This is a genomic window from Escherichia sp. E4742 (assembly GCF_005843885.1).
Lineage (GTDB): Bacteria > Pseudomonadota > Gammaproteobacteria > Enterobacterales > Enterobacteriaceae > Escherichia.
This window is the reverse complement of sequence record NZ_CP040443.1, coordinates 3631825-3653324: the sequence shown is the minus strand read 5'-3', so window position 1 is coordinate 3653324 and position 21500 is coordinate 3631825. Positions and strand designations below refer to the sequence as shown.

The 21500-nt window shown below is 49.4% G+C and carries 21 protein-coding genes; 16 read left to right on the top strand and 5 right to left on the bottom strand.

The genetic code is table 11. The annotated features are described in order from the left end of the window. Nucleotides 1-482: 482 nt before the first annotated feature. Complete coding sequence (gene dcuC / locus FEM44_RS17535; protein ID WP_130206471.1) at nucleotides 483-1868, top strand: anaerobic C4-dicarboxylate transporter DcuC; 1386 nt, start codon at nucleotides 483-485, stop codon at nucleotides 1866-1868. 38 nt (nucleotides 1869-1906) lie between these two features. On the opposite strand, the gene dpiA is transcribed toward dcuC, so the two are convergent. After that, nucleotides 1907-2587: a two-component response regulator DpiA gene (gene dpiA, locus FEM44_RS17530; protein ID WP_130206469.1), complete on the bottom strand. Its 681-nt coding sequence runs from the start codon at nucleotides 2585-2587 to the stop codon at nucleotides 1907-1909. Continuing rightward, nucleotides 2556-4214, bottom strand: coding sequence for a sensor histidine kinase DpiB (gene dpiB, locus FEM44_RS17525; RefSeq protein ID WP_130219425.1), 1659 nt, complete (start codon nucleotides 4212-4214; stop codon nucleotides 2556-2558). Before dpiB ends, dpiA begins: the two co-directional genes overlap by 32 nt. Before the next feature lie 378 nt (nucleotides 4215-4592). Here dpiB and citC point away from each other — a divergent pair, with 378 nt between their 5' ends. From citC to uspG, 11 genes are all read left to right on the top strand, one after another. Further along, nucleotides 4593-5651 (top strand): [citrate (pro-3S)-lyase] ligase, encoded by a 1059-nt coding sequence (gene citC, locus FEM44_RS17520; protein WP_135523055.1) that lies wholly within the window; start codon nucleotides 4593-4595, stop codon nucleotides 5649-5651. Between the two features lie 14 nt (nucleotides 5652-5665). Next, the gene (gene citD / locus FEM44_RS17515; protein WP_135523056.1) at nucleotides 5666-5962 is read left to right on the top strand and encodes a citrate lyase acyl carrier protein; all 297 of its coding nucleotides are present in this window, start codon (nucleotides 5666-5668) and stop codon (nucleotides 5960-5962) included. Then, a complete protein-coding gene (gene citE / locus FEM44_RS17510; protein ID WP_023155203.1) occupies nucleotides 5959-6867 on the top strand; it encodes a citrate (pro-3S)-lyase subunit beta in 909 nt (302 codons plus the stop codon). Before citD ends, citE begins: the two co-directional genes overlap by 4 nt. A 10-nt stretch (nucleotides 6868-6877) precedes the next feature. Next, nucleotides 6878-8410 (top strand): citrate lyase subunit alpha, encoded by a 1533-nt coding sequence (gene citF, locus FEM44_RS17505; RefSeq protein WP_130219423.1) that lies wholly within the window; start codon nucleotides 6878-6880, stop codon nucleotides 8408-8410. A 3-nt stretch (nucleotides 8411-8413) separates the two neighbouring features. Continuing rightward, nucleotides 8414-8965, top strand: coding sequence for a citrate lyase holo-[acyl-carrier protein] synthase (gene citX / locus FEM44_RS17500; RefSeq protein ID WP_135523057.1), 552 nt, complete (start codon nucleotides 8414-8416; stop codon nucleotides 8963-8965). After that, on the top strand, nucleotides 8940-9818 hold the full coding sequence (gene citG / locus FEM44_RS17495; RefSeq protein WP_135523058.1) for a triphosphoribosyl-dephospho-CoA synthase CitG: 879 nt from the start codon (nucleotides 8940-8942) through the stop codon (nucleotides 9816-9818). The genes citX and citG overlap by 26 nt, the downstream gene beginning before the upstream one ends. A gap of 50 nt (nucleotides 9819-9868) precedes the next feature. After that, nucleotides 9869-11332 carry a citrate/succinate antiporter CitT gene (gene citT, locus FEM44_RS17490; RefSeq protein WP_000050310.1) on the top strand — a complete coding sequence of 488 codons (1464 nt, stop codon included), beginning with the start codon at nucleotides 9869-9871 and terminating at the stop codon, nucleotides 11330-11332. 113 nt (nucleotides 11333-11445) lie between these two features. Further along, complete coding sequence (gene rna, locus FEM44_RS17485; RefSeq protein WP_135523059.1) at nucleotides 11446-12252, top strand: ribonuclease I; 807 nt, start codon at nucleotides 11446-11448, stop codon at nucleotides 12250-12252. A 239-nt stretch (nucleotides 12253-12491) separates the two neighbouring features. Continuing rightward, nucleotides 12492-12902, top strand: coding sequence for a nucleoside diphosphate kinase regulator (gene rnk / locus FEM44_RS17480; protein WP_135523060.1), 411 nt, complete (start codon nucleotides 12492-12494; stop codon nucleotides 12900-12902). Between the two features lie 141 nt (nucleotides 12903-13043). Beyond that, complete coding sequence (yldA, locus tag FEM44_RS25880; RefSeq protein WP_367643826.1) at nucleotides 13044-13133, top strand: small membrane protein YldA; 90 nt, start codon at nucleotides 13044-13046, stop codon at nucleotides 13131-13133. 123 nt (nucleotides 13134-13256) lie between these two features. Continuing rightward, on the top strand, nucleotides 13257-13685 hold the full coding sequence (gene uspG, locus FEM44_RS17475; protein WP_130206453.1) for a universal stress protein UspG: 429 nt from the start codon (nucleotides 13257-13259) through the stop codon (nucleotides 13683-13685). A 118-nt stretch (nucleotides 13686-13803) separates the two neighbouring features. Here the strand turns inward: uspG and ahpF are convergent, their stop codons facing one another. Both ahpF and ahpC read right to left on the bottom strand, forming a co-directional pair. Further along, on the bottom strand, nucleotides 13804-15369 hold the full coding sequence (gene ahpF, locus FEM44_RS17470) for an alkyl hydroperoxide reductase subunit F (RefSeq protein ID WP_032183601.1): 1566 nt from the start codon (nucleotides 15367-15369) through the stop codon (nucleotides 13804-13806). A gap of 169 nt (nucleotides 15370-15538) precedes the next feature. Beyond that, entirely contained in the window at nucleotides 15539-16102 is a 564-nt protein-coding gene (gene ahpC, locus FEM44_RS17465) for an alkyl hydroperoxide reductase subunit C (RefSeq protein ID WP_000052804.1), read from the bottom strand. A 373-nt stretch (nucleotides 16103-16475) separates the two neighbouring features. On the opposite strand from ahpC, the gene dsbG reads away from it, so the two are divergent. The 4 genes from dsbG (at nucleotide 16476) to FEM44_RS17445 (ending at nucleotide 20299) form a co-directional block, all read left to right on the top strand. Continuing rightward, entirely contained in the window at nucleotides 16476-17222 is a 747-nt protein-coding gene (gene dsbG / locus FEM44_RS17460) for a thiol:disulfide interchange protein DsbG (protein WP_135523061.1), read from the top strand. A 208-nt stretch (nucleotides 17223-17430) separates the two neighbouring features. Further along, nucleotides 17431-18336: a DNA-binding transcriptional repressor CitR gene (citR, locus tag FEM44_RS17455; RefSeq protein ID WP_135523062.1), complete on the top strand. Its 906-nt coding sequence runs from the start codon at nucleotides 17431-17433 to the stop codon at nucleotides 18334-18336. Between the two features lie 140 nt (nucleotides 18337-18476). Next, nucleotides 18477-19697, top strand: a complete 1221-nt coding sequence (locus FEM44_RS17450) for a phosphoadenosine phosphosulfate reductase (protein WP_135523063.1) — start codon at nucleotides 18477-18479, stop codon at nucleotides 19695-19697. Then, nucleotides 19670-20299 carry an IbrB-like domain-containing protein gene (locus tag FEM44_RS17445; protein ID WP_000528560.1) on the top strand — a complete coding sequence of 210 codons (630 nt, stop codon included), beginning with the start codon at nucleotides 19670-19672 and terminating at the stop codon, nucleotides 20297-20299. The genes FEM44_RS17450 and FEM44_RS17445 overlap by 28 nt, the downstream gene beginning before the upstream one ends. On the opposite strand, the gene ybdL is transcribed toward FEM44_RS17445, so the two are convergent. After that, a complete protein-coding gene (gene ybdL, locus FEM44_RS17440; protein ID WP_135523064.1) occupies nucleotides 20300-21460 on the bottom strand; it encodes a methionine-oxo-acid transaminase in 1161 nt (386 codons plus the stop codon). Nucleotides 21461-21500 lie beyond the last annotated feature (40 nt).

Here is a 21500-nt window from a genome sequence, read left to right as displayed (position 1 = left end):
ATAAAGAATAATCCGAGCGCCTGAAAAATTTATTTCATAAAATTTACTAATAAAACCATCGGGTTATTCCTGAGACTAAGAAATATTTTCAGCTAAAGAACAACTCATGCAAATAAAAGTCACCCCCATAAAAACATTTATCATTCACTTATCTTTCAATTAGATACAATGAAACAATCAATAAAATCATTGTTTGTATTGCCACATGATACTCATACAAGAGTATTTTTTGGACGGACAAAACACCATAAAATAATTAACAAAATCGCATCAATTATTCATCAGTTTATAAACATCGCTATGTTGTAATTACTCCCCCTAAAATAAATTTTGTTATCCAGGTATAAAAACAACAACATCAATGTCTTAATGACAGCTTTCTTGATTTCAATCAGCACCTGATGTCAATTTATTCGGCATATTTTTTTCTTATTTTAGGATTTTTTTATTATTTATTGTAGATTCTGGAGACAGGAAAGAATATGCAGACATTTATTGAACTCCTTATTGGGGTTGTCGTTATTGTGGGTGTAGCTCGCTACATCATTAAAGGGTATTCCGCCACCGGGGTGCTATTTGTTGGCGGCCTGCTACTGCTGATCATCAGCGCTATAATGGGACACAAAGTTTTACCCTCCAGCCAGACTTCCACTGGCTACAGCGCCACAGATATCGTTGAATACATTAAAATATTACTGATGAGCCGTGGCGGCGATCTCGGCATGATGATCATGATGCTGTGTGGCTTTGCCGCTTATATGACCCACATTGGCGCGAACGATATGGTTGTCAAACTGGCATCAAAACCGCTGCAGTACATTAACTCCCCTTACCTGCTGATGATTGCCGCCTACTTTGTCGCCTGTCTGATGTCACTGGCAGTCTCCTCCGCAACCGGTCTTGGCGTTTTACTGATGGCAACGTTGTTCCCGGTGATGGTGAACGTTGGTATCAGTCGCGGCGCGGCAGCTGCCATTTGTGCCTCACCAGCAGCAATTATTCTCGCACCAACATCTGGTGATGTGGTGCTGGCAGCACAGGCTTCTGAAATGCCGCTGATTGACTTCGCCTTCAAAACAACACTTCCTATCTCAATTGCCGCGATTATCGGCATGGCGATTGCCCACTTTTTCTGGCAGCGTTATCTGGACAAAAAAGAGCACATCTCTCATGAAATGTTAGATGTCAGCGAAATCACAACCACCGCACCCGCGTTTTACGCCATTCTGCCGTTTACACCGATCATTGGCGTGCTATTTTTTGACGGTAAATGGGGTCCGCAATTGCACATCATCACCATTCTGGTGATCTGTATGCTGATTGCCTCTGTTCTGGAATTTCTTCGCGGCTTTAATACGCAAAAAGTCTTTTCGGGCCTCGAGGTGGCTTACCGCGGCATGGCTGATGCCTTCGCTAACGTAGTAATGTTATTAGTTGCCGCAGGGGTTTTCGCTCAGGGCCTTAGCACCATCGGCTTTATCCAGAGCCTGATCTCAATCGCCACCTCGTTCGGCTCGGCGAGCATTATCCTGATGCTGGTGCTGGTTATCCTGACAATGCTGGCAGCAGTCACCACTGGTTCCGGCAATGCGCCTTTCTATGCCTTTGTTGAGATGATCCCGAAACTGGCACACTCTTCCGGCATTAACCCGGCGTACCTGACAATCCCGATGCTGCAGGCGTCAAACCTGGGGCGCACGCTTTCGCCAGTCTCTGGCGTGGTGGTTGCCGTTGCCGGGATGGCTAAAATATCACCTTTTGAAGTGGTTAAACGCACCTCGGTGCCGGTGCTTGTTGGGCTGGTGATTGTCATTGTGGCTACAGAGTTGATGGTACCCGGTACTACCGCCGCGGTTGCTGGTAAGTGATTTCCCTGGCCGGAGGAGCGCGTCCTCCGGCACTCTCTTCATCCGCTGTGGTAAATGCGTTGTGGCCGGCCAACTTTGCCGTGAACAATCTCAGCGATGATCAGATGTCGGCTGGCGCAATATTCAAGATAACGTCTCGCAGTGGTGCGGCTTATGGTTAAAGCCTGCGCTACTGTCTCAGCCGTATGTTGCACACCAGGCTCCTTGAACAGTTTTCTCACTGCGTTTAGCGTCAACGCGTCAATGCCAGTTGGCAGCTCATCCTTTGGTTCACCGCGAGCGTAAGCGTTGAACATCTCATCAATTTGCTTCTGACTGGCGCTATCAATACTTTCCAGCATGTGTCTACGCTGGCGATAACGAGTTAATGTCTGCCCCAGACGCTCATAAGCGATTGGCTTGATTAAATAATCAAACACACCGCAGCGCACAGCCTCAGATACCGTTTCCATATCGCTGGCGGCAGTGGTAAACACCACATCACCGGGGTAATGCGTCTGCACCAACTCATGCAACAAATTAATGCCCCTACCATCAGGAAGATAGTTATCCAGCAAGATAAGCCCCGGCTTAAAACGCTCAATCATCATTCGGGCCTGCGCCAGGTTTCCCGCCAGCAATATCTGACTGAAGCCGGGAATGTGACGAATATATTCCGCATGCATTTCTGCCAACGGTGTTTCGTCCTCAACGATCAATAGGGTTAATGGAGCTGTCATCAGGTTTCACTTTCGGAATATAGATTGAAAATAAAGTACCGCAGGGATCATTCTCTTCGAGAGTGATAACTCCACCGCAGCGCGTTACATAGCTGGCAATAAGATACAACCCAATGCCATGCTCACCGGGTTCATCAGCACGCGTACTGACGCCCTGCTCAAATATTTTGTCGCGAAGAGACTCTGGAATGCCGCAGCCCTGATCGGCCACTTCGATTACCACGTCGTCGCCTTCATCGCTCAGGTATAATTCGACGGTCTTATTCCCTTTATCACTATGCAGACTGGCTTCGAAGGCATTATCGAGTAAGTTGCCCACTATCGCCGCAAATTCAGTGCTGTCCAGCCCTTGCGGCAGTTGTGAAAGTTGGCTGCCTGGAACAATCGTCATTTTTAGCCCCAGCTCCCGGGCGCGCTGCACTTTACCAAAAAGAAGCCCCGCCACCTGGCGATCGGCAAATGCTTCACGCAGACTATCAATAAGTTGCTGCTGAGCCTGGGACTCCCCCTGAACCATCGCCAGCACACGATCATACTCTTTCATCTGCAACAGACCATTGAGCGTAGACATCCAATTGAGATGTTCATGACGTAGTGTGCGCAGGCTTTCAACATATTGTTTAATTTGCGTCAGTTGCGCATTAAGGGTAGATATTTCGTCTTTACTACGAAAACTAATAATTGCACCTAGCAAATCATCACCAGAACGAATAGCTTCACGGTTAGCAATAACGCTCAGACCATTAAAATTCGCCACCACATCCTGACGTTTTTCATCAATTTGTTCGGTAAAAAAATCAGCCGGTCTAACAACCTCTGCAATAGGTCTGCCCAGCCACTGCCGTCCGGGAGAACTCAGCCCCAACATTTTTCTTGCATTGCGGTTGATGGCAGTAATATGCCCATACGGGTCCACCGCAATCAGCCCTTCATAAACCGAACTAAAAAGCGCCTCTTGCTGGCGGACCACGCGCGCAATCTGCTTTGGTTCCATGCCCATCATCTGGCGGCGGATATGCGCAGCTAAGAACCACGACAGCAGCATCAGAATGCCTAACAGCACGACAAACACACCCACCATCGGTAATAAAAACTCAGCCCGCCAGCTATCGATTTTACTCACCAGATACCCCACCGACACCACGCCGATGACTTTGCCATCGTCATCAAAGATCGGCGTTTTGGCGCGCATTGCCATACCTATCGACCCTTTGCCGGTGATGAAGTAACTCTCCCCTCTTTCCAGCGCTCCCGGTTTGGTAAACTGCATGGGGTAGCCAATCTTTTCCGGATTAGGATGGTAAAGGCGGATCGAATCCCGGTCACCAATCACCACATAATCGAAGTCGGTATCTCTTTGCAATTTGTTGGCAATAGTAGCCAGTCGTTTGTAGTCACGCGTTTTCACTGCGGTGATGATACTGTCATTGGAGGCAATAATTTTCGCTTGATTCATTGCCATATCACGAACATGAAGCGTTAAATAGTCCTCAAAGCTGGCCGTAAAATATTGCGCCAGCGCAGCGATGACAAATATCGAGAACACCAAAATCAGCAAAAAAATACGCAGCGGGAACGCCAGTCGTTGGAAAAAAGCAAACTGTTTATTCTCATTAAGCTGCAACATTGTTTTCCTTGCGGGGTAAACCCTGTTTTTTGGTGAATGTAATTAAAATGTTGAATCTCGATATATAAAAATCAAATATGATCGTGGCAAAAATCATTCATTAAATCAATTAAATAACTTAAAGCCACGCACTAATTCGCAATTACATTAATTAAAAAACTTAAAACCATTAAATAAATAAAAAACCACTAACTCTATGTGAAATAAATCAAAATTTCACGATGCAATACTCCTTAGGATGTATGGCGAAAGGAGAAACAGAAATACCTCACTCACAGCCCTTTCTCTCAACTGAAAATAAAAGGTTATCAATTTGCTACATCGAACAACATTTGTTGCAAACCGATAACAACATGCACCTTCAGGATACTATTTATTATGTTCGGCAATGATATTTTCACCCGGGTAAAACGTTCAGAAAATAAAAAGATGGCGGAAATTACCCACTTTCTGCATGAAAATGATTTGAGTGTTGACACCACGGTCGAAGTATTTATTACCGTAACCCGTAACGACCGCCTTATTGCCTGCGGCGGAATTGCCGGAAATATCATTAAGTGCGTCGCTATTAGTGAATCAGTTCGCGGTGAAGGACTGGCGCTGACATTAGCCACCGAACTGATAAACCTCGCCTATGAACGGCACAGCACGCATCTGTTTATTTATACCAAAACCGAATACGAGGCGCTGTTCCGTCAGTGCGGTTTCTACACGTTAACCAGCGTACCTGGTGTGATGGTGTTGATGGAAAATAGCGCCACACGTCTGAAACGCTATGCCGAATCGCTGAAGAAATTCCGTCATGAAGGGAAGAAGATTGGCTGTATCGTCATGAACGCCAATCCCTTTACTAACGGCCACCGTTATCTGATTCAACAAGCTGCGGCACAGTGCGACTGGCTGCATCTGTTTTTAGTCAAAGAAGATTCTTCACGCTTTCCCTATGACGACCGGTTAGATCTGGTGTTAAAAGGCACCGCCGATATTCCGCGTCTGACCGTGCATCGCGGCTCCGAGTACATCATCTCCCGCGCCACGTTCCCCTGCTACTTCATTAAAGAACAGAGCGTCATCAACCATTGTTACACCGAAATTGACCTGAAAATTTTCCGTCAGTACCTCGCGCCCGCGCTGGGCGTTACTCACCGCTTTGTTGGTACTGAACCCATTTGTCGCGTGACCGCCCAGTACAACCAGGATATGCGCTACTGGCTGGAAACACCGACCATCTCCGCACCGCCCATCGAACTGGTTGAAATTGAGCGACTGCGTTACCAGGAACTGCCGATATCCGCTTCCCGGGTACGTCAACTGCTGGTGAAAAACGATCTCACGGCTATCGCGCCACTGGTCCCGGCACCCACTCTGCATTACTTGCAGAATCTGCTTGAACACGCCCGCCAGGACGCGGCAGTTCGTCAAAAGCCCCCCGCATAAGAAACAGGTGAAAAATGAAAATAAACCAGCCCGCCGTTGCAGGCACCCTTGAGTCTGGGGATGTGATGATACGCATCGCCCCACTCGATACGCAGGATATCGACCTGCAAATCAACAGCAGCGTTGAGAAACAGTTTGGCGATGCGATTCGCACCACCATTCTGGACGTTCTCGCCCGCTATAACGTGCGCGGCGTACAGCTGAATGTCGATGACAAAGGCGCACTGGACTGCATTTTACGTGCACGACTGGAAGCCTTGCTGGCGCGCGCCAGCGGTGTCCCGGCGCTGCCATGGGAGGATTGCCAATGATTTCTGCTTCGCTGCAACAACGTAAAACTCGCACCCGCCGCAGCATGCTGTTTGTGCCTGGTGCCAATGCCGCGATGGTCAGCAACTCCTTCATCTACCCAGCTGATGCTCTGATGTTCGACCTCGAAGACTCCGTGGCGCTGCGTGAAAAAGACACCGCTCGCCGCATGGTCTACCACGCACTGCAACATCCTCTGTATCGCGACATTGAAACCATTGTGCGTGTAAACGCGCTGGATTCTGAATGGGGCGTTAACGACCTGGAAGCCGTCGTTCGCGGCGGTGCAGACGTTGTGCGTCTGCCGAAAACCGATACTGCTCAGGACGTTCTGGATATCGAAAAAGAGATCCTGCGTATCGAAAAAACCTGCGGTCGTGAACCCGGCAGCACCGGCCTGCTGGCGGCGATTGAATCTCCGCTGGGCATTACTCGCGCAGTGGAAATCGCTCACGCTTCCGAGCGTTTGATCGGTATCGCCCTCGGTGCAGAAGACTATGTGCGCAACCTGCGTACAGAACGCTCCCCGGAAGGAACTGAACTGCTGTTCGCTCGCTGCTCTATTTTGCAGGCCGCACGTTCTGCGGGTATTCAGGCGTTCGATACCGTCTATTCCGACGCCAACAACGAAGCCGGATTCCTGCAAGAAGCCGCCCACATCAAACAACTGGGCTTTGACGGCAAATCGCTGATCAACCCGCGTCAGATTGATCTGCTGCACAACCTCTACGCTCCAACCCAGAAAGAAGTGGATCACGCACGCCGCGTTGTAGAAGCCGCTGAAGCTGCCGCTCGCGAAGGCCTCGGCGTGGTTTCTCTGAACGGCAAGATGGTTGACGGTCCGGTTATCGATCGCGCCCGTCTGGTGCTCTCCCGTGCAGAACTTTCCGGCATCCGCGAAGAATAAGGCAATCAAAATGACGCAGAAAATTGAACAATCTCAACGACAAGAACGGGTAGCGGCCTGGAATCGTCACGCTGAATGCGATCTTGCCGCTTTCCAGAACTCGCCGAAACAAACCTATCAGGCTGAAAAAGCGCGCGATCGCAAACTGTGCGCCAACCTGGAAGAAGCCATTCGTCGTTCTGGTTTGCAAGATGGCATGACTGTTTCCTTCCATCACGCTTTCCGTGGCGGTGACCTGACCGTCAATATGGTGATGGACGTCATCGCGAAGATGGGCTTTAAAAACCTGACCCTGGCGTCCAGTTCCCTGAGTGATTGCCATGCGCCGCTGGTAGAACATATTCGTCAGGGCGTGGTAACCCGCATTTATACCTCTGGTCTGCGCGGCCCACTGGCGGAAGAAATTTCCCGTGGTCTGCTGGCTGAACCGGTACAAATCCACTCTCACGGTGGTCGTGTGCATCTGGTACAGAGCGGCGAACTCAACATCGACGTTGCTTTCCTCGGCGTCCCGTCCTGTGATGAATTCGGTAATGCTAACGGCTACACCGGAAAAGCCTGCTGCGGCTCTCTCGGCTATGCAATGGTCGATGCCGACAATGCGAAACAAGTGGTGATGCTCACCGAAGAACTGCTGCCTTATCCGCATAACCCGGCGAGCATTGAACAGGATCAGGTTGATCTGATCGTCAAAGTTGATCGTGTCGGCGATGCCGCGAAAATCGGCGCTGGCGCAACCCGTATGACTACTAACCCGCGCGAACTGCTGATTGCCCGCAGCGCTGCGGATGTGATTGTCAACTCTGGCTACTTCAAAGAAGGTTTCTCCCTGCAGACCGGCACCGGCGGCGCTTCGCTTGCGGTAACCCGTTTCCTGGAAGACAAAATGCGTAGCCGCGATATTCGCGCCGACTTCGCCCTCGGTGGCATTACCGCAACGATGGTTGATCTGCACGAAAAAGGTCTGATCCGCAAACTGCTGGATGTGCAGAGCTTTGACAGCCACGCTGCGCAATCGCTGGCTCGTAACCCGAATCACATCGAAATCAGTGCCAACCAGTACGCTAACTGGGGCTCTAAAGGCGCATCGGTTGATCGTCTCGACGTGGTGGTACTGAGCGCGCTGGAAATTGACACACAGTTCAACGTTAACGTGCTGACCGGCTCTGATGGCGTGCTGCGTGGCGCTTCCGGCGGTCACTGCGATACCGCAATTGCCTCTGCGCTTTCCATCATTGTTGCGCCGCTGGTGCGCGGTCGTATCCCGACTCTGGTGGATAACGTGCTGACCTGCATTACCCCAGGGTCCAGCGTCGATATTCTGGTCACCGACCACGGCATCGCTGTTAACCCGGCACGTCCGGAACTGGCAGAACGTCTGCAGGAAGCAGGCATTAAAGTGGTTTCCATTGAGTGGCTGCGCGAACGTGCGCGTCTGCTGACCGGTGAACCACAGCCGATTGAATTCACCGACCGCGTCGTTGCCGTCGTTCGTTACCGCGATGGCTCGGTGATTGACGTTGTACATCAGGTGAAGGAATAAGCCATGCACCTGCTCCCTGAACTCGCCAGCCACCATGCGGTTTCGATTCCCGAGTTGCTCATCAGCCGGGATGAAAGGCAAGCACGGCAACACGCCTGGCTCAAGCGCCATCCTGTTCCACTGGTCTCCTTTACCGTGGTTGCGCCTGGGCCGATTAAAGACAGCGAGGTCACACGCCGAATTTTTAATCATGGCGTGACAGCCTTGCGTGCCTTAGCCGCAAAACAGGGCTGGCAAATTCAGGAGCAAGCTGCACTGGTTTCCGCCAGCGGGCCGGAAGGCATGTTGAGCATTGCCGCTTCAGCTCGCGACCTCAAGCTCGCCACCATTGAGCTTGAACATAGCCATCCTCTCGGGCGTTTATGGGATATCGATGTCCTGACGCCCGAAGGCGAAATTCTCTCCCGCCGCGACTATTCACTGCCGCCTCGCCGCTGCCTGCTGTGCGAGCAAAGTGCAGCCATCTGCGCGCGCGGGAAAACCCACCAACTGACCGATTTACTCAACCGCATGGAGGCGCTGCTGAACGATGTCGATGCCTGCAACGTCAACTAAAACCACAAAGCTGGCTGCGTCATTAATCAATGACTACGCCCTGCTGGGCTGGCGCGCCATGCTGACTGAAGTCAATCTGTCACCGAAACCAGGCCTCGTGGATCGGATTAACTGCGGTGCGCACAAAGATATGGCGCTGGAAGATTTCCACCGTAGCGCGCTGGCGATTCAGGCCTGGTTACCCCGTTTTATCGAATTTGGTGCCTGTAGTGCAGAAATGGCCCCCGAAGCAGTACTCAACGGATTACGCCCAATTGGTATGGCCTGTGAAGGCGATATGTTCCGCGCCACTGCGGGCGTAAACACCCATAAAGGCAGTATTTTTTCTTTAGGGCTACTGTGCGCGGCAATTGGCCGTTTGCTTCAGCTCAACCAGCCGGTAACGCCCACAACCGTTTGTTCGACGGCGGCAAGTTTCTGCCGTGGTCTGACCGATCGCGAACTGCGTACCAATAATCAACAACTGACCGCAGGTCAACGGTTGTACCAGCAACTTGGCCTTACCGGCGCGCGCGGTGAAGCCGAAGCAGGTTATCCACTGGTTACCAACCACGCCCTGCCGCACTACCTCACTCTGTTGGATCAGGGGCTAGATCCTGAACTGGCATTGCTCGATACCTTGCTCCTACTGATGGCTACCAACGGCGATACCAACGTTGCATCGCGCGGTGGTGAGGGGGGCCTGCGCTGGCTACAGCGCCGGGCGCAAACACTATTGCAAAAAGGGGGCATCCGAACCCCCGCCGATCTCGATTATCTCCGGCAGTTCGACAGGGAGTGTATCGAACGAAATCTCAGTCCAGGCGGCAGCGCCGACCTGCTGATTCTTACCTGGTTTTTAGCACAGATTTAAAAATTTAAGCACTTGATAAATTTGGAAATATTAATTTTCGGAGAACCCGTATGTCTTTAGCAAAAGATAAGATATGGAAATTATTGGCCCCACTGGTGGTGATGGGTGTCATGTTTCTTATCCCTGTCCCCGACGGCATGCCGCCGCAGGCATGGCATTACTTCGCCGTGTTTGTGGCAATGATTGTCGGCATGATCCTCGAGCCAATCCCGGCAACAGCGATCAGTTTTATTGCAGTAACCATTTGCGTGATTGGCAGTAATTACCTGCTCTTTGACGCCAAAGAATTAGCTGACCCAGCGTTTAATGCGCAAAAACAGGCGCTGAAATGGGGGCTGGCTGGTTTTTCCAGTACCACAGTCTGGCTGGTATTTGGCGCATTTATCTTTGCATTAGGATATGAAGTTTCTGGATTAGGCCGTCGTATTGCCCTTTTCCTGGTGAAATTCATGGGCAAACGCACGCTGACGTTAGGTTATGCGATTGTCATCATCGACATTCTGCTGGCGCCGTTTACACCGTCTAACACCGCACGTACCGGGGGTACGGTTTTCCCGGTCATTAAAAACCTGCCGCCGCTGTTTAAATCATTCCCGAACGATCCGTCCGCGCGTCGTATTGGCGGCTATTTAATGTGGATGATGGTCATCAGTACCAGTCTAAGTTCCTCCATGTTTGTCACCGGTGCGGCACCGAACGTGCTGGGTCTGGAGTTCGTCAGCAAAATTGCCGGTATCCAGATTAGCTGGTTGCAGTGGTTCCTCTGCTTCCTGCCGGTTGGGGTTATCTTGCTTATCATTGCGCCGTGGCTTTCCTACGTGCTGTACAAACCGGAAATCACACACAGTGAAGAAGTGGCAACCTGGGCGGGTGATGAACTAAAAACCATGGGGGCGCTGACACGCAGAGAGTGGACGCTGATTGGCCTTGTATTACTCAGCTTAGGTTTGTGGGTATTTGGCAGCGAAGTCATTAACGCCACTGCAGTTGGCCTGCTGGCGGTTTCGCTGATGCTGGCGCTACACGTTGTGCCGTGGAAAGACATTACCCGCTATAACAGCGCATGGAACACACTGGTTAACCTGGCAACGCTGGTCGTCATGGCTAATGGCCTGACTCGTTCCGGATTTATCGACTGGTTCGCCAGCACCATGAGTACGCATCTGGAAGGTTTTTCGCCGAACGCGACGGTTATCGTCCTCGTGCTGGTGTTCTATTTTGCTCATTACCTGTTTGCCAGCCTGTCTGCGCATACCGCCACCATGCTGCCAGTCATTCTGGCCGTCGGTAAAGGTATTCCGGGCGTACCGATGGAACAACTGTGTATTCTGCTGGTGCTGTCTATCGGTATCATGGGCTGTCTGACCCCATATGCTACTGGCCCAGGTGTGATTATTTACGGCTGCGGCTATGTGAAATCAAAAGATTATTGGCGTCTTGGGGCTATCTTCGGGGTGATTTATATTGCCATGCTGCTTCTGGTAGGCTGGCCGATTCTCGCCATGTGGAACTAATACGTTCGCCAAACGCTGAATAAATCACCGCGCCCGCCAGGTTAGCCAACCTGGCGGGCTTTTTTATGATTTAATAGATAGTATTCAGTGCATGTATGAGTTCCACACCCACTATGAAAACATTCTGGCGTAACGCCGCTTTACTGGCGGCTTCTCTGCTCCCCTTATCTTCTGTCAGCGCCGCTGCATTACAGGCAAAACAGTATGGCGATTTTGACCGCTATGTCCTGGCTCTCTCCTGGCAAACCGGGTTTTGCCAGAGTCAGCACGATCGAAATCGTAACGAACGCGATGAGTGTCGACTGCAAACCGAAACGACCAACAAAGCTGATTTTCTGACCGTACATGGTCTGTGGCCAGGATTGCCTAAATCGGTTGCTGCGCGTGGCGTTGATGAACGCCGCTGGATGCGCTTCGGCTGCGCCACTCGCCCAGTCCCAAACCTGCCGGAAGCTCGCGCCAGCCGGATGTGTTCTTCTCCGGAAACAGGGTTATCGCTGGAAACAGCAGCTAAATTGAGTGAAGTTATGCCGGGCGCAGGTGGTCGTTCCTGTCTGGAACGTTATGAATACGCGAAACACGGCGCCTGCTTTGGTTTTGATCCGGACGCTTACTTCGGTACGATGGTACGTCTGAATCAAGAGATCAAAGAAAGCACAGCCGGAAAATTCCTTGCGGATAACTACGGTAAAACCGTGAGCCGCAGTGACTTTGACGCCGCCTTTGCCAAAAGCTGGGGGAAAGAGAACGTCAAAGCAGTCAAGTTAACCTGCCAGGGTAATCCGGCGTATTTGACTGAAATCCAGATTTCAATCAAAGCTGACGCCATCAATGCGCCGCTCTCGGCAAGCTCATTCTTGCCACAACCACACCCAGGCAACTGTGGCAAAGCCTTTGTGATTGATAAAGCAGGTTATTGAGATCCAGCGCAGCGGAAGTTGATCCGTCACGAAAATTTATCCCTTACGCTGTTTTTCGATTAAGATTTATACAAATCGCTCAGCATTAAGGAATTACCTGAATGTGATGTAAATCACTTCAAAGAGTGAGCAACAGTCAGTATCATCATATGAGCTAAACCCTCGCCGCCTGACGGTGAGGGTTTTCTTTTGGGTATGTTTATCTGCGACACTCGCAGTACCGACGACATGGAGTAAAAATGTCCAGACCAACAATCATCATTAACGACCTGGATGCCGAACGCATCGATATTCTGCTGGAGCAACCTACCTATGCCGGTTTGCCAATCGCCGACGCGTTAAACGCAGAGTTGGATCGCGCCCAAATGTGTTCGCCAGAAGAGATGCCACACGATGTGGTGACGATGAACAGCCGGGTTAAATTCCGCAATCTTAGCGATGGCGAAGTCCGTGTGCGTACACTGGTGTATCCGGCAAAGATGACCGACAGCAATACTCAACTTTCCGTTATGGCTCCGGTTGGTGCCGCACTGCTGGGGCTGCGCGTTGGCGATACCATCCACTGGGAACTTCCGGGCGGCGTTGCTACCCACCTTGAAGTGCTGGAACTCGAATACCAGCCTGAAGCTGCTGGCGACTACCTGCTTTAATCCCATCTGCACAAGCGCTATTCGCTTTGCCCGGAGGATGCTTCTGCATCCTCTTTCCGCTCAAATATCAACCAGATTTATCATTTTGCTCTTCACCGCTGCGTTCTAATCTGAACAAGTTATCCACCAGCGGATCCCCCTATGAGCGAAGCTCTCGGTATTACTGCGTTTTATATATTCATTGCAGCAATTCTTGTTGTGGCAGTGCTATATCTTGAGCAACGCTGGTAGTAGCTGACTTAATCCATTTTCCAGATCAATTACTATCCCAGATCAAATCAACTTCGCAAATCATAGAATCATAATCAATAATATGCTGTTATATGTTCATGCAATAGCAAGGAGGGAATGCTTATGTACAAAACAATCATTATGCCAGTAGACGTATTTGAAATGGAATTGAGCGACAAAGCCGTTCGTCACGCTGAATTTCTCGCCCAGGATGATGGCGTAATTCATTTACTCCATGTATTACCGGGCGCCGCAAGCCTTAGTCTGCACCGTTTTGCTGCTGATGTGCGTCGTTTCGAAGAACATTTGCAACATGAAGCCGAAGAACGCTTACAGACAATGGTCGGCCATTTCAATATTGATCCATCCCGTATCAAACCACATGTCCGTTTTGGTAACGTACGAGATGAAGTGAACGAGTTAGCTAAAGAACTGGATGCGGATGTTGTGGTTATCGGTTCGCGAAATCCATCGATTTCAACCCATCTGTTAGGTTCCAACGCTTCCAACGTGATCCGTCACGCCAATCTGCCAGTATTAGTTGTTCGTTAACAAATTAACGCATTTATGACGCCCTGCCCTGAGTAATCCCGGCAGGGCGTTTTTTATAAAAAAAGCCGCCAGGTTTGACCCCGGCGGCTAAGCAATTGCAGGTGAATCTTACTTCTTCTTATGCAGTTTTGGTGCGAATCAGGTAGTCAAAAGCGCTCAGAGAGGCTTTAGCACCTTCGCCAGTAGCGATGATGATCTGCTTATACGGAACCGTCGTACAGTCACCGGCAGCGAACACGCCTTTGACGTTGGTTTCGCATTTCGCATCAATGATTATCTCACCCATGCGGTTACGTTCGACTGCGCCTTCCAGCCAGTTGGTGTTCGGCAGCAGACCAATCTGGACGAAAATACCAGCCAGTTCGATGTTGTGAATATCGCCGCTGACACGATCACGATATTCCAGACCAACGACTTTGCTGCCATCGCCTTTCACTTCCGTGGTTTGCGCATTCAGAATGATGTCGACGTTTTTCAGGCTGCGCAGCTTGTCCTGCAGAACCTGGTCAGCTTTCATTTCTGGGGCAAATTCCAGCAGCGTTACGTGTTCAACAATCCCTGCCAGGTCGATTGCCGCTTCCACACCGGAGTTACCGCCGCCGATGACTGCTACGCGTTTGCCTTTAAACAGTGGGCCGTCGCAGTGCGGGCAGTAGGTCACGCCTTTGGTGCGATACTGATCTTCGCCCGGAACGTTCATGTTGCGCCATTTTGCACCGGTCGCCACGATAATGCTGCGAGCTTTCAGTACTGCGCCGGAAGCCGTTTCAATCTGATGCAGGCCGCCTTCAACCGCTGCCGGGATCAGTTTGCTCGCGCTCTGGCTATCAATCACATCAACATCGTATTCATCAACGTGAACCTTCAGCGCGCCTGCCAGTTTCTGGCCTTCGGTTTTCGGCACAGAGATGTAGTTTTCGATATCAACAGTATCGAGGATCTGACCGCCGAAACGTTCGCCCATCAGACCGGTACGAATGCCTTTACGTGCGGAGTAAATTGCTGCCGCAGCCCCTGCCGGGCCAGAACCGACAATCAGCACATCGTAAGCGTCACGCTTGTTCAGCTCTTCTGCCGCACGTTTTTCCGCGCCAGTATCGATTTTGGCAACGATTTCGGAAATAGTCATACGGCCCTGGCCAAACTCTTTCCCGTTTACGAACACTGCCGGAACACCCATCACGTTACGATCGGTGATTTCGTTCTGGAACGTACCGCCATCAATCGCCGTGTGCTTAATACGCGGGTTCAGTACGCTCATCAGATTCAGCGCCTGCACCACGTCCGGGCAGTTGTGGCAAGAGAGCGAATAATACGTTTCGAATTCAAAATCACCGTCGATATGGCGAATCTGCTCCAGCAGAGACTGTGCTTCTTTCGACGGATGACCACCGGTCCACAGCAGCGCCAGTACCAGCGAGGTAAACTCGTGACCCAGCGGGGAACCTGCAAAACGCGGTCCCTGGTTGGAACCTGGATTGGTGATCAGGAATGACGGCTTACGCACCGGCAAGCTGTTATCTTCTTTAAAGGTGACTTTGTCTGACAGTTCTGCGATTTCAGCCAACAGTTCCTTGATTTCTGCCGATTTAGCGCTGTCATCCAGCGTGGCAATTAACTCAACAGGCTTGGTCAATTTCTCAAGGTAAGCCTTGAGTTGAGTTTTCATATTTGTGTCGAGCATGTTTATCTCCTGGGCTTTAAACATCATCATGCAAGCGGCCTCTGCGGCTACCTGGATGCAGCTTGCATCATGGTGCGGGGAAGAAAATCGGGTGCCGCAGCACCCGATTAATTAGGTGAATTTCCAGGTATTTCACGCCAGAGCTGAGGGCGCGAAAGACGAAGGAAATTTAGATTTTACCAACCAGGTCCAGGGATGGAGCCAGAGTTGCTTCACCTTCTTTCCATTTAGCCGGGCAAACTTCACCTGGGTGAGAAGCCACGTACTGTGCTGCTTTGATTTTACGCAGCAGGTCAGACGCGTCACGGCCAATGCCTTCAGCGGTAACTTCGATAGCCTGGATGATACCCTGCGGGTCAACAACGAAGGTAGCACGGTCAGCCAGACCTTCATCTTCACGCATGTTGTCGAAGTTACGGGTCAGGGCGCCAGTCGGATCGCCGATCATCGCATATTTGATTTTAGCGATGGTTTCAGAGCTGCTGTGCCATGCTTTGTGGGTGAAGTGAGTATCGGTAGATACTGCGTATACGTCTACGCCCAGTTTCTGCAGTTCTTCGTAGTGGTCAGCAACGTCGCCCAGTTCGGTCGGGCATACGAAAGTAAAGTCAGCCGGGTAGAAGAAGAAGACGCTCCAGCGGCCTTCGGTATCTTTTTCGGTGATTTCAACGAATTCGCCGTTTTTGAATGCCTGGTTTTTAAAAGGTTTAATTTTGGTGTTAATCAAGGACATCTATACTTCCTCCGTGTTTTCGATGTGATGTAAGGTAACCAATTTTTGCCGATTCGGCTAATGCGTTTCCATTATCAAATCGATAAGTTTTACCTTACAACCTTCGTAAGACAACTTTGTGAACTTTGCACCGCCAGCGGCGATAAAAAGTAAAAAGGGTCCCCTTTCCAGGTGACCGCATAACCTGAACTACCCTTTGGTATCTTCAGCGCCTGTTCAGCAGGCTGCGGTGTTGCAATGATGATCGCAACGACGAGAGGGATTACAACACCCTCATAAACAAAGGGCAATCATCTGACATAAGGTCTTAACTATGACAGTGATAGGTTAAGCCTTTTATTGTGTATTTGCACTGACCGAAAAGGACAAAGCAATGTTAAAAAAGATAATTTTGTTAACCCTACTCCCAGGATTTGCTTACGCCGAAGAGCTTCCTGCGCCCGTTAAAGCGATTGAAAAACAGGGGATTACGATTATTAAATCGTTCGATGCGCCAGGTGGTATGAAAGGTTATCTGGGAAAATATCAGGACATGGGGATCACTATCTACCTTACGCCCGACGGCAAACATGCCATCTCTGGCTATATGTACAACGAAAAGGGAGAAAACCTCAGTAACGCCCTTATTGAAAAAGAGATTTACGCACCTGCCGGACGCGAAATGTGGCAGCGCATGGAACAATCAAGCTGGTTACTTGACGGTAAAAAAGATGCGCCAGTGGTGGTTTATGTTTTTGCCGATCCTTTCTGCCCGTATTGCAAACAATTCTGGCAACAAGCGCGCCCCTGGGTTGATGCCGGTAAAGTACAAATTCGTACTCTACTGGTTGGCGTGATAAAACCCGAAAGTCCAGCCACTGCGGCGGCAATCCTCGCGTCTAAAGATCCGGCAAAAACGTGGCAAGAGTATGAAGCATCAGGCGGCAAGTTAAAGCTGAACCTCTCCGGGAGCGTCAGTCCGGAACAGATGAAAATTCTAAGCGCCAATGAGGCGCTGATGGACGAACTGGGTGCAAATGTCACACCTGCGATTTATTACATGAGTCCAGAGAACACATTACAGCAAGCTGTCGGATTACCGGATCAAAAGACCTTAAATATTATTATGGGGAATAAATAACATTCATTTTATGGATAACTGGAATAGATGACTATTTTACAGTTATCCATAAAACCGCAAGTATTGTTCACCCCGCTCATATCAACTATGCTATTTTAGAAAAACTTAATCGTAAATTAAGTAAAACAACATAATATATGCAAATACATAAAGCCGTATCATTGACTTGATGAATATTATGAGAACAAGAATATGAATGGAGTGCATCATGGCTAATCTTTACGACTTAAAAAAATTCGATTTAAACTTGCTTGTTATTTTTGAATGCATATACCAACATCTTAGCATTAGCAAGGCCGCAGAATCGTTATATATAACACCTTCTGCGGTAAGTCAGTCTTTACAACGTCTACGTGCACAATTTAATGATCCCTTATTTATTCGCTCCGGAAAAGGTATTGCACCAACAACGACAGGGTTAAATTTGCATCATCATCTTGAGAAAAATCTTAAGAACCTTGAGCAAACCATCAACATTGTCAATACAGCAGAACTGAAGAAAAAATTTATTATTTATGGCCCGCAACTCATCTCTTCAACCAACAGTAGCCTTTTGATTGGATGTCTACGACAAGACACAGCCGTAGAAATTGAACATCATGACATCATGATGTCAGCAGAAAGTGCGGAAGATTTATTGACTTATCGCAAAGCAGACCTGGTCATCACATTAACGCCGGTCATCAGTCGCTCGGTGAGCTGTATGCCTTTTCAGTCGATACGAAACACGCTTATCTGTAGCACAACCCATCCGAGAATAACGGAAAACAGCAGCCGCGAAGAAATTCTTGATGAAGAGTTCACTTCCCTGACATCAAAAGCACCCGGCCTTGAAGACTTTCAGATGGAAATAGAAGCGATTCTGACAAACCGAAAAATAGCATTCCGTAGCTCTTCACTGTTTACTATTGTCAATACTATTGCAGTAACCGATTTACTGGGTATTGTTCCCTTCGAATTATATCGCAGCCATCAAAAAAACCTTCAATTAAAACAAATAAAACTAGAACAAAATCTACCCTCTAATACACTTTATATTTCCTACAATAAATCATCATTAAACAACCTGAGTTTCTCTCTTTTTATTGATCGTTTGAATGATAACTTATGTTAAACACCTACCGGCATGGATAATATTGGTCATAAAAATTCAGCATGTGAATATAAAATAAGATACCTCATTTTAATTTATTAATATTATAATCAGGAAACTATCGCACTTTTCTCACGGTCACGTTAAGAGAGCGTCTTCAGATGTCCATTTATAAAATCCCGCTACCTCTCAATATCCTGGAAGCAGCACAAGACCGTATCACCTGGACACTTAATACTCTGCCTCGCGTATGCGTCTCTTTTTCTGGTGGTAAAGATTCTGGCTTAATGCTCCATTTGACCGCAGATCTGGCCAGAAAAATGGGAAAAAAAATACACGTCCTGTTTATCGACTGGGAAGCTCAGTTTTCTTGTACGATTGACTATGTTCAATCGCTACGTGAGCAGTATGCCGATGTTATCGAAGAGTTTTATTGGGTGGCACTACCGCTAACAACGCAAAATTCATTATCCCAATATCAACCCGAATGGCAGTGCTGGCAGCCTGATATTGAATGGGTTCGTCAGCCGCCAGAAGATGCGATAACCGATCCCGCATTTTTCTCGTTTTATCAATCCGGCATGACCTTTGAACATTTCGTACGTGAATTTGCCGAATGGTTTTCACAACATCGCCCTGCCGCAATGATGGTCGGTATTCGTGCCGACGAGTCTTATAATCGTTTCGTCGCCATTGCCAGCTTAAATAAACAACGTTTTGCTGACGATAAGCCGTGGACCACCGCCGCGCCAGGTGGCCATTGTTGGTATATTTATCCCATTTACGACTGGAAAGTGGCCGATATCTGGACCTGGTATGCTAAACAGCAGACTCTATCTAACCCTTTGTATAACCTGATGTATCAGGCAGGCGTTCCCCTGCGTCACATGCGAATCTGTGAACCTTTTGGTCCGGAGCAACGGCAAGGTTTGTGGTTATATCATGTTCTTGAACCTGACCGATGGGCCGCAATGTGCGCCCGGGTCAGTGGCGTAAAAAGCGGTGGAATTTACGCAGGTCATGACAATCAATTTTATGGTCACCGGAAGATCCTTAAGCCTGACCATTTAGACTGGCAAGAATATGCCTTATTACTGCTAAACAGTATGCCCGAAAAAACGGCTGAACATTACCGCAATAAAATTGCTGTTTATTTGCACTGGTATCAAAAAAAAGGCATCGAGATCCCTCAAACACAGCATGGAGATATTGGCTCAAAAGACGTCCCTTCCTGGCGACGTATCTGCAAAGTATTGCTCAACAATGATTATTGGTGTCGGGCATTATCATTCAGCCCCACAAAAGCCAAAAATTATCAGCGTTATAACAAACGGATTAAAGGAAAACGTCAGGAATGGGGAATACTATGCAGCAGCGATTAACGCAGGATTTAACTCAATTTCTCGCCAGTCTGGCGGAAGAAGATCGCATTAAGGCGATCAATGAGATCAGAACGGCGATCCATCAAGTGAGCCCATTTCGCGACGAACCGGTAGATTGTGTTTTGTGGGTTAAGAACACCCAACTCACCCCCAATGATTACAATCCGAATAACGTCGCGCCGCCAGAGAAACGATTACTGCAAAAATCAATTGAGGTCGATGGTTTTACCCAGCCAATTGTGGTGACCAACACACGAGCCAGCACACTTGAAATTGTTGATGGTTTTCACCGTCATGAAATTGGTAAAGGCTCTAACACGTTAAAATTGCGATTAAAAGGGTATTTACCGGTCACCTGCCTGGAAGGAACACGTAACGAACGTATCGCTGCAACTATTCGCCACAACCGCGCGCGTGGTCGCCACCAGGTCACGGCAATGTCAGAAATTGTTCGTGAACTCAGCCAGTTAGGTTGGGACGATAATAAAATCGGTAAAGAGCTGGGTATGGATAGCGACGAAGTGTTACGCCTTAAGCAAATTAACGGCCTGCAAGAACTGTTTGCCGACCGTCAATATTCCCGCGCCTGGACCGTCAAATAACTAAAGCTGGCGCAGGCGTTCAGCCGCCGCCAGCAGCGTCGATTCCTTCTTGGCAAAACAAAGACGAATCAGTTTATGCGGGAAGGGATCTGCGCAAAATACCGACAGCGGGATCGCCGCCACTCCATGCTCCCGCGTCAACCACTGGCAAAACTCAACATCATTCAGCGTAGACACGGCGCTGTAATCCACCAGCAAAAAGTATGTACCTTCACACGGTAAAATCTCCAGCCGGCTCTCGCTTAACGCGTTCACGAGAATATCGCGCTTCTGGCGATAAAAGTCCGGTAATGCAAAATAATGTTCAGGATTTTCCCGTAGCATATCGGCAAGCGCCAGTTGTGCGGGGGTGTTGACCGAAAAGGTCAGATACTGATGCACTTTACGTATCTCGGCGCTGATGGGCGCTGGCGCAACGCAATACCCCACTTTCCAGCCAGTCATATGATAGGTCTTGCCAAACGATGACACCGCCACCGCCCGCTCACGCAGCTGCGGATGCGCCAGCACGCTGGCATGGCCTGGCTGTGAAAAGTTAATGTGCTCGTAAACTTCATCACTAATGACAAAAATCTCGCGATCGGCAATTGCCTGCCACAAAGCGGCAAAATCAGCCTGCTGCCAGACGGTGGCGCTGGGATTATGCGGCGTGTTGAGGATCACCAGCCGGGTGCGCTCGCCCAATAGCGCAGCAAATTCTTGCCAGTCAACGCGAAAATGCGGCGGCTGTAGCGCAATGCGTTTCACGATCCCACCAGATAGCGCAATGGCAGGCGCATAACTGTCATAACTGGGGTCGAAACAGATAACTTCATCGCCACTACGTACCAGCGCGGTAATCGCTGCGTATAACGCCTCCGTCGCCCCTGCTGTTACGGTGATGTCGCTATCAGCATCCGGTTGATAGCCATACAGACGTCCCGTTTTCTCAGCAATCGCCTCACGCAATGCCTGCACGCCGGTCATTGGCGCGTATTGATTTGCCCCCTGGGCAACGTGATGCGCCAGTCGCTCCTGCAAATAGTGCGGACCATCAAAATCAGGAAAGCCTTGCGACAGATTAATCGCCTGGTGCTGCTGCGCCAGCGCACTCATCTGGGTGAAAATGGTAGTGCCAAGTTGTGGAAGTTTGCTTTGTGGAATCAGAGGGTTATTTGTCATTTTTATTGTGCCTGACGAAGTTGCGTGTTGAAGGCACTAT

Coding starts and splice junctions, on each gene's coding strand:
- dsbG (WP_135523061.1), top strand. CDS start 16,476: ATGTTAAAAAAGATAATTTTGTTAACCCTACTCCCAGGATTTGCTTAC.
- ahpF (WP_032183601.1), bottom strand. CDS start 15,369: ATGCTCGACACAAATATGAAAACTCAACTCAAGGCTTACCTTGAGAAA.
- uspG (WP_130206453.1), top strand. CDS start 13,257: ATGTACAAAACAATCATTATGCCAGTAGACGTATTTGAAATGGAATTG.
- ybdL (WP_135523064.1), bottom strand. CDS start 21,460: ATGACAAATAACCCTCTGATTCCACAAAGCAAACTTCCACAACTTGGC.
- rnk (WP_135523060.1), top strand. CDS start 12,492: ATGTCCAGACCAACAATCATCATTAACGACCTGGATGCCGAACGCATC.
- citC (WP_135523055.1), top strand. CDS start 4,593: ATGTTCGGCAATGATATTTTCACCCGGGTAAAACGTTCAGAAAATAAA.
- yldA (WP_367643826.1), top strand. CDS start 13,044: ATGAGCGAAGCTCTCGGTATTACTGCGTTTTATATATTCATTGCAGCA.
- dcuC (WP_130206471.1), top strand. CDS start 483: ATGCAGACATTTATTGAACTCCTTATTGGGGTTGTCGTTATTGTGGGT.
- ahpC (WP_000052804.1), bottom strand. CDS start 16,102: ATGTCCTTGATTAACACCAAAATTAAACCTTTTAAAAACCAGGCATTC.
- citG (WP_135523058.1), top strand. CDS start 8,940: ATGTCGATGCCTGCAACGTCAACTAAAACCACAAAGCTGGCTGCGTCA.
- citR (WP_135523062.1), top strand. CDS start 17,431: ATGGCTAATCTTTACGACTTAAAAAAATTCGATTTAAACTTGCTTGTT.
- citE (WP_023155203.1), top strand. CDS start 5,959: ATGATTTCTGCTTCGCTGCAACAACGTAAAACTCGCACCCGCCGCAGC.
- citD (WP_135523056.1), top strand. CDS start 5,666: ATGAAAATAAACCAGCCCGCCGTTGCAGGCACCCTTGAGTCTGGGGAT.
- citF (WP_130219423.1), top strand. CDS start 6,878: ATGACGCAGAAAATTGAACAATCTCAACGACAAGAACGGGTAGCGGCC.
- rna (WP_135523059.1), top strand. CDS start 11,446: ATGAAAACATTCTGGCGTAACGCCGCTTTACTGGCGGCTTCTCTGCTC.
- FEM44_RS17450 (WP_135523063.1), top strand. CDS start 18,477: ATGTCCATTTATAAAATCCCGCTACCTCTCAATATCCTGGAAGCAGCA.
- citX (WP_135523057.1), top strand. CDS start 8,414: ATGCACCTGCTCCCTGAACTCGCCAGCCACCATGCGGTTTCGATTCCC.
- dpiA (WP_130206469.1), bottom strand. CDS start 2,587: ATGACAGCTCCATTAACCCTATTGATCGTTGAGGACGAAACACCGTTG.
- citT (WP_000050310.1), top strand. CDS start 9,869: ATGTCTTTAGCAAAAGATAAGATATGGAAATTATTGGCCCCACTGGTG.
- dpiB (WP_130219425.1), bottom strand. CDS start 4,214: ATGTTGCAGCTTAATGAGAATAAACAGTTTGCTTTTTTCCAACGACTG.
- FEM44_RS17445 (WP_000528560.1), top strand. CDS start 19,670: ATGGGGAATACTATGCAGCAGCGATTAACGCAGGATTTAACTCAATTT.